This window comes from Kitasatospora sp. NPDC059827, assembly GCF_042731675.1.
In the GTDB taxonomy this organism is placed as follows: domain Bacteria; phylum Actinomycetota; class Actinomycetes; order Streptomycetales; family Streptomycetaceae; genus Kitasatospora.
In genome coordinates, this window is record NZ_JBHWIV010000056.1 from 1 (window position 1) to 5,294 (window position 5,294).

Below are 5,294 nucleotides of genomic sequence, written 5' to 3' on the forward strand. Positions count from 1 at the left end.
GGCCTCATCGGTCCGGCGACGCGCGACGCGGAACCAGGGGGACGAACAATGGTGAACCAGCCCGGTCAGGTCCTGATCACCGGAGCCGCCGGCCGGATGGGCAGCTGCCTGCGGGAGTTGCTGCCCGGGTACGGCCACCGGCTGCGCGGCTTCGACCGGCTGCCCGTGCCCGGCAATCCCGGGGCCGTCACCGCCGACCTGCTGGACGTCGAGGCGCTGGCGGCGGCGATGGACGGGGTCGACGCCGTGGTCCACCTGGCCGGGATCCCGGGGGAGGCGCCGTTCGCCGACATCCTGGCCGCCAACATCGAGGGCACCTACCGGCTGTACGACGCGGCCCGGGCGGCCGGCGTCCGCCGGATCGTGTACGCCAGCAGCAACCACGCGACAGGCTTCACCGAGCGGCCCGCCGACGGCGGCACCGTGCCGGTGGACGCGCCGCAGCGGCCCGACACGTACTACGGGGTCTCCAAGTGCTTCGGCGAGAGCCTCGCCTCGCTGTACGCCGACCGGCACGGCATCGAGACCGTGTCCCTGCGCATCGGCTCCTTCACCGAGCGCCCCCGCAGCATCCGGATGCTCGCCACCTGGCTCAGCCACGGCGACTGGGCCCGCCTCGCGCACGCCGCCCTCACCGGCCCCGTCACCGGCCACACCGTGGCCTACGGGATCTCCGCCAACACCCGCGCCTGGTGGGACCTCTCGACGGCCCGGGCGCTCGGCTACCGGCCGCAGGACGACGCCGAGTCCTTCGCCGCCGAACTCATCGCTGAACTAGGCGAGTTGTCCCCCGACGACCCGGAACACCGCTACCTCGGCGGCCGCTTCACCCAGACCGGCCGCTGACCGTGCGGCGCACCGACCGCCTCCCGCCCGGGCCTCGGCCGGACAGGGCCTAACCGCAGAGCTCGAAGACGATGTCGTCGAAATCGGGGAACTCGGCGGCGGCCCGCTCGACGACGGCCGAGGCCGGCCGGCGCCGCTCCGGCGCGAAGCGTTCCGCGACGGCCGTCCGTTCCGGGCTGGGCCGCGGGGTCCAGTCGGGGTCACGGGGGGTGGTGGCTTCGAACGGGCCGAAGCCCGCCGCGAGGACCCACAGGAAGTCGGCCAGGTCGACCGCCACGACGCCGGTTCCGCCCCCGGCCCTGAGGACGACCACGGGCTGCTCGGCGAGGGGGCGGCCCGGACGGGCCAGCCAGAACGCCGCGTACCCGCCCGTGCCGTGCTGTCCGAACAGCCGGAAGTCGTCGCCGCTCAGCTCGCGGTTGCCGGTCCAGGCGCGGAGCCAGGCGGTGGTCTCCTCGGCGGAGCGGAAGGCCGTGAGGGGCTCGAAGTCGATGCCCTCGCCGCGGTCGTAGACGAACGGCGACGCCAGTGCGGAGGCCAGTGGGGCCGGGAACCGGCGGTCATCGGTGGTGGTCACGGGGAGAACCTACTGGAGCGGCCGGACAGCTGTGCGGCCGGGCGTCGGCTCCATCCCGGTGGCAGGGGGTGGCAGGGGAGGAGCGGCGGGGGAGGGCGTACGGGCCAGGTCTGTGGCAGACTCGGCCGGATGATCGTGATGCAGCCCGTCCTGGAGGCGAGGCCCCTGGACGGCTTCGACCTCTGGCCCGTCGCCGGGACCGGGTCCGCCGGGTTCCTTGCCCTTGACGGCGGGCTGTCGCCCGCCGAGGTCGGGACGGCGGTGATGCTGGTCGCCCGCTGCAACGACATCGATCCCGACGTCGACCCCGACAACGAGCGGCCGCCGCGGCCCGCCGATCCGCTGGACTCCTTCCTGCACGGGCTGCTGACCTTCGAGCACGTGTACGCGGCGGGCGGGCTGCGGGTCACCGACCGGGCCTCCGGCATCGAGTTCCAGCCCGGCTGCTGCGACGGCCTGGAGGACTGGCGGGACTGGCACGGGCTGTTGGAGCACGGTGGGCTGGTCGGCTACGGGCACGAGCCGGTCTCCCCGGTCGCGGAGCGGTTCGGCAGCACCGTCCGGCTCACGGTCAACGCCGACCAGCCCGACAGCCCCGTGATCGTGCTGCCGGTCGCGGACCTGGGCGGGCTGCTCGCCGGGGTCGAACGGGACCTGGGCGACTTCCTCGGGCTGGCCGGCGACTGGGCCCGCCAGCACCTTCCGCCGGGTCGCCGGGTCGCCGTCATCGCCGCCCTCGCCCGGGCCTTCGACCTGCCCGTGCCGACCGTGCAGGTCTCTACCTGAGCAGGAAGTCGTAGACCGCCTGCCGTCCGGCCGGGTTGGCCGCGCGGTTCTGCACGGAGTGGGCCGCTCCGGGGACGATCACGATCTCCGGGTGGTGCACCAACTCGGCCTGCTCGTAGAGCAGTTCGTACGGGGTGGCGATGTCCCGGTCGCCGCCGAGCAGCAGGACCGGCACGTCGGGCAGCTTGCGGTGGGCCGGGGGCACCGGCGGTACAGGCTCGCGGGGCCAGTCGAGGCAGACCAGCAGGCTGCCGAGGCCGGTTGCGGTCGCCGGGTCGTACGGCCAGGTCTGTTCGGCGGTCAGCCGCTGCCGGGTGCGCTCCAGCGCGGCGGCACGGCCCGCCACCGGGGTGTCGGTGCTGCCCCAGGGGAAGTGCCCGTCGGCGCACACGGTGGCGGAGTGCAGGCCCTGGCTGAGGTCCTCGGCCGGGGCGGCGTCGACCACCTGGTGGACGAGGGCGAAGAAGTCCTGGAGCTTGGCGGGCTGCCCGGCGGCGGCCTCGTGCAGGATCTCCGGGACGGCGCCGAAATCCGGGTCGATGAACTCGTAGCCGGTGAGCGCACTGAGGATCTGCGCACCGTTGCCGTACCGCCGCACGGTGGCGGCGAGGTCGGCGGCCGGGTCGGTGGTGCAGCCGGTGGCCTGGCAGGCGGTGCGCAGGACCCGGGCGGTGGCGGGCATCGCGGCCAGGTCGAGCGGGTCGAAACCGCTCTGCGGCGCCACCGAGTCGAGCACCAGGCGGGCCACCCGGGAGGGGTGGGCGAGGGCGTAGCGCTCGGCGACGATGGTGCCGTAGGAGACGCCGTCCAGGGTGATCCGCCGGTCGCCGAGGGCGCGGCGCAGCAGGTCGATGTCGGCGACGGTGTCCGCGCTGCTGTAGTAGCGGGCGTTCGGGCCGAGGGCGGTGGCGCAGTCGGCGACGGACTGCTTGCGGGGTAGGGCGAGGTCGGAGGAGCCCATGTCCTCCTGGAGGCCCGGACACTGGAGCGCGCCCCGGCCGGTGCCGCGCTGGTCGAACATCACCAGGCGGTAGTCCTTGAGGACGGGCTCCAGCTTGCCCGCCATCTGCCGGATCGACGGGACGCTGGACTGGCCGGGGCCGCCGGAGAGGAACAGCAAGTCGCCTTTGGGTGGACTGCTGTTGTTGCTGAGGGCGACCGCCAGGTCGAGGGTGCCGGGGGCGCGGCCGCTGTGGTCGAGCGGGACGGTGAGGGTTCCGCAGGTGAATTCGGGTGCGTCCGGGCAGGGTGCCTGCCCGGTGATGCCGCCGCCGTGGGCCGGTGGTTCGGCCGGGGTGGCGAGGGCGGGGCCGGCCAGGGTGGTGGTGGCCACCACCGCGACGGCGCCCAGCAGGGTGGCGATACGGCCGCGCCTGCTGGTCCTGCTGGTCCTGCCCGTCCTGCCCGCCCCGCCCGTCTTGTTCGTCAGGTTCGCCATGGGCGTCCGGGTTCCTTCCGCTCACGCCGCATCCGCGTGGACGCGGTCAGGAACCAGCCTGCGCAGCGGGACACTTCGTTGGCGAGCGTCCGGACGCGATCCGCCCCGGGAACGGACCGTCAGGACCCGAACGGCCCCGGACCGCCCTGGGGGCGGGCGGTGGTGAGCCACCCGTCGCGGACCTCCCAGGTGCCGCCGTCCGCGGTGGCGCCGCGCAGGCCGTCCAGGGTGTCGGGGCCCGCGAGGGCGATCATGTGCGGCTCGGCGAGGGCGGCGGAGCCGAAGGTCCGTTCGGCCGTCCAGGCGGTGCTGTGCCGGAGCCGCCGGGCCAGTCGGGCCCAGCCGAGGGGTGCGGCGGCGACCACCCAGGCGTCGGGCTCCTGGGCGGTGAGGCGCCGGGCCGGGCGCAGCCAGGAGGCGGCGTGTTCGGGCCAGTCGGTGACGGTGAGGACGGTGCCGCCGAGGGCCTGCCAGGCCTCGGCGAAGGCCTGGGCCGTCGCGCGGGAGGGCTCGTCGCGGCTGTGGCCGACGGCGACGGTGTGCACCCGGGGGCGGTTCGTGGTCAACAGGTGCAGCAGGGCGGCGAGTTCGGCCTCGGTGTGCCGGGCTGGCACGGGCAGCGGCCGGTCGGCGGGTTCCGGGGTGGGCACGGGGGTGGGCACGGCGTCCCCGGCTCAGGCGTCGTGGAAGACGAGCCCGAGCGCGTGGCGCCGCCCCGAGCGTACGGTGCTCACGCCGTGCCGTACGGGGGCGGCGGAGTGGCCCCGGGCGGAGCGGACGGGCCGGTCGCGGGTGGTGAACACCAGGCCGTGGCCCTGGGGGAGGACGGTGCTGGTGCCGCGGGACTGTGCGCGGGGGCGTTGTTCGACCAGCAGGAACTCGCCGCCGGTGTAGTCGGTGCCGTGCCGGTCGAGGCCGATGACCACCTGGAGCGGGAAGACGAGGTCGCCGAAGAGGTCGCGGTGCAGCGCGTTCCAGTCGCCGGCCCCGTAGCGGAGCAGGATCTGCGAGGACTTGGCCTGGCCGGCCGCGTGGCACTGCTCCAGCCACTCGTCGAGGGAGTCGGGCCAGGGTGCGGGGCGGCCGAGCTTCGCTGCCCAGTCGCGGGCGACGGTGAGCAGGTGCGGGTAGAGGGCCCGGCGCAGGGCGTCGACGGGTGGTGGCGGCTGGTGGGTGAAGTAGCGGTACCGGCCGGAGCCGAAGCGGTGGCGGGCCATGTCGACGGTGCTGCGGAACAGTTCGTCGTGGTCGTAGTGGGCGGCCAGTTCCCGGCATTCCGCGGGGGTGAGGAGCTGGGGGGTGAGGGCGCAGCCGTGGGCGCCGAGCTCCTCGGCGAGGGCGGGCCAGTCGGCCGAGTCGACGCGCTGCCGTACGGGTGCGGGGGAGGCGGTGGTGGTTCGGGTGCTCACGGGCCCAGTCTGCGGTTCGGCGGTGCCCGCTGCTGGCGGCTTTCGGACCGGGAGGTGGCAGCGCGGTCGCGGGTGGTGGCGGGGCCGTGGGTGGTGACGGGGCGCGCCGGGGGCCCACCCCCACCCGGGGGGGGGGGGGACCGCCCGGGGGACGGGGTAGTTTTAGGGGGTGTGTTATAAAAAAAAGACGGCGGCCACGATTTATTGTGTGTTGTTATGGGTGGTGGGCCGATGAATA

6 protein-coding genes are annotated in these 5,294 nt (G+C 74.7%); 2 read left to right on the forward strand and 4 right to left on the reverse strand.

Annotated features, from left to right (window positions below; genetic code table 11):
- Nucleotides 1–48 precede the first annotated feature (48 nt).
- Entirely contained in the window at nucleotides 49–846 is a 798-nt protein-coding gene (locus tag ACFV8H_RS28580; RefSeq protein WP_380405541.1) for an NAD-dependent epimerase/dehydratase family protein, read from the forward strand.
- Nucleotides 847–895: 49 nt separating this feature from the next.
- Here ACFV8H_RS28580 and ACFV8H_RS28585 read toward each other — a convergent pair whose 3' ends face one another.
- Nucleotides 896–1,423, reverse strand: a complete 528-nt coding sequence (locus ACFV8H_RS28585; RefSeq protein ID WP_380405544.1) for an SMI1/KNR4 family protein — start codon at nucleotides 1,421–1,423, stop codon at nucleotides 896–898.
- A 129-nt stretch (nucleotides 1,424–1,552) separates the two neighbouring features.
- On the opposite strand from ACFV8H_RS28585, the gene ACFV8H_RS28590 reads away from it, so the two are divergent.
- Nucleotides 1,553–2,209, forward strand: coding sequence for a hypothetical protein (locus ACFV8H_RS28590; RefSeq protein WP_380405547.1), 657 nt, complete (start codon nucleotides 1,553–1,555; stop codon nucleotides 2,207–2,209).
- On the opposite strand, the gene ACFV8H_RS28595 is transcribed toward ACFV8H_RS28590, so the two are convergent.
- From ACFV8H_RS28595 to ACFV8H_RS28605, 3 genes are all read right to left on the reverse strand, one after another.
- A complete protein-coding gene (locus ACFV8H_RS28595) occupies nucleotides 2,202–3,647 on the reverse strand; it encodes an alpha/beta hydrolase (RefSeq protein ID WP_380405551.1) in 1,446 nt (481 codons plus the stop codon). The genes ACFV8H_RS28590 and ACFV8H_RS28595 overlap by 8 nt on opposite strands.
- 119 nt (nucleotides 3,648–3,766) lie before the next feature.
- Nucleotides 3,767–4,309, reverse strand: coding sequence for a hypothetical protein (locus tag ACFV8H_RS28600; protein ID WP_380405554.1), 543 nt, complete (start codon nucleotides 4,307–4,309; stop codon nucleotides 3,767–3,769).
- A gap of 12 nt (nucleotides 4,310–4,321) precedes the next feature.
- A complete protein-coding gene (locus ACFV8H_RS28605; protein WP_380405555.1) occupies nucleotides 4,322–5,056 on the reverse strand; it encodes a 2OG-Fe(II) oxygenase in 735 nt (244 codons plus the stop codon).
- Nucleotides 5,057–5,294 lie beyond the last annotated feature (238 nt).

What these genes read in the sequence shown, in the direction of transcription:
- ACFV8H_RS28580 (WP_380405541.1), top strand. Translation starts at nt 49, where the DNA reads ATGGTGAACCAGCCCGGTCAGGTCCTGATCACCGGAGCCGCCGGCCGG.
- ACFV8H_RS28590 (WP_380405547.1), top strand. Translation starts at nt 1,553, where the DNA reads ATGATCGTGATGCAGCCCGTCCTGGAGGCGAGGCCCCTGGACGGCTTC.
- ACFV8H_RS28595 (WP_380405551.1), bottom strand. Translation starts at nt 3,647, where the DNA reads ATGGCGAACCTGACGAACAAGACGGGCGGGGCGGGCAGGACGGGCAGG.